Source organism: Streptomyces sp. NBRC 110611, assembly GCF_001590865.1.
Taxonomy (GTDB): Bacteria; Actinomycetota; Actinomycetes; order Streptomycetales; family Streptomycetaceae; genus Streptomyces.
The window spans coordinates 1-1,404 of sequence record NZ_BBUY01000015.1; the positions used below are offsets into that span (position 1 = coordinate 1).

Annotated in this window: 1 protein-coding gene; it reads right to left on the bottom strand. The window is 66.2% G+C overall.

The window, feature by feature from the left end; genetic code table 11:
• Positions 1-134: 134 nt before the first annotated feature.
• Entirely contained in the window at positions 135-1,154 is a 1,020-nt protein-coding gene (locus tag AZE13_RS25100; protein WP_066936410.1) for an NADP-dependent oxidoreductase, read from the bottom strand.
• Between the last annotated feature and the right edge of the window lie 250 nt (positions 1,155-1,404).

Genomic DNA, 1,404 nt, shown 5'->3' on the forward strand with positions numbered 1-1,404 from the left:
GTCTAACGACCGAGTCAAGGGTCCCGGACCTACCGACCCCGGCTCCTTCAGCGCTCCGGTTCAGTACTCGGCGCAGCGCCCCGGTTCAGCATTCCGTGCAGCGCTCCAGCATTCGGGGCAGCATTCCGCGCCTGTCAGTGGTCCAGGCTCACGATCATCTTTCCGGTGTTCTCGCCGCGGAGCATGCCGAGGAAGGCGTCCACGGCGTTCTCGATGCCGGACATCTTGGTCTCGTTGTACTTGAGTTCGCCGGAGCGGATCCAGGCGGAGACCTCTTCGACGAACTTCGGCCGCAGATCGGCATGGTCCGTGACGATGAGGCCCTGGAGGCGGAGGCGCTTGCCGATCACCAGGGCGAGATTGCGCGGGGCGGGGCTGGGCTCCGTGGCGTTGTACATCGAGATCATGCCGCAGATGGCGACGCGACCATGGACGTTGAGGGTGGAGATGGCGGCCTCGAGGTGGTGGCCGCCGACGTTGTCGAAGTAGACGTCGATACCCTCGGGGGCCGCTTCCTTCAGCTGCTGGGTGACATCGCCGTTCTTGTAATTGAAGGCGGCGTCGAAGCCGTACTCCTCGACCAGGAGCTTGACCTTCTCGTCGGAGCCGGCCGAGCCGATGACCCGGGAGGCGCCCTTGAGCTTGGCGATCTGGCCGACCTCACTGCCCACCGCGCCGGCCGCGCCGGACACGAAGACCGTGTCCCCCTCCTTGAAGGACGCCACTCGCAGCAGGCCCGCGTACGCGGTCAGACCCGGCATGCCCAGCACACCGAGGTAGGTGGTGAGCGGAGCGAGAGACCCGTCGACCTTGGTGGCGTGCTCGGCGTCCAGGACCGCGTACTCGCGCCAGCCGAGGCCGTGCAGCACATGGTCTCCGACGGCGAAGGAATCGGTGCGCGAGGCGATGACCTCACCGACCGCGCCGCCGTCCATCGGGCGCTCCAGCTGGAAGGGCGGGACATAGGACTTCACGTCGTTCATGCGGCCGCGCATGTACGGGTCGACCGAGAAGTGCAGGTTGCGGACGAGGAACTGGCCCTCGGCGAGCTCAGGCACCGCCGCCTCGCGGAGCGCGAAGTCCTCCAGTGTGGGCCAGCCATGCGGGCGGGCGACGAGGTGCCATTCACGGCTGGTCGTGGGCAGTGCGGACATGAGGGGATCCCTCCTAATGCTTCAGGTGCTGAAACAATGATGCTCCTCGATATTTCATCCTGTCAAGCTTTTGGTTATCCTGCTGTGCATGACACCGCGCGCAGACTCCTTGACCGTCGAGATCGTCGATCTCATCGGCACCGTCGTCGCCCGCTACTACGAGGAGTACGAGCACGCCGCGGCCGAGCACTCCCTCACCGGCGCGCAGGCCCGGCTGCTCAGCCTGCTCTCGGTCGAGCCGCTGCCCATG

Bases quoted from the DNA above. Each gene is read 5' to 3' on its own strand.
- AZE13_RS25100 (WP_066936410.1), bottom strand. From the start codon at position 1,154: ATGTCCGCACTGCCCACGACCAGCCGTGAATGGCACCTCGTCGCCCGC.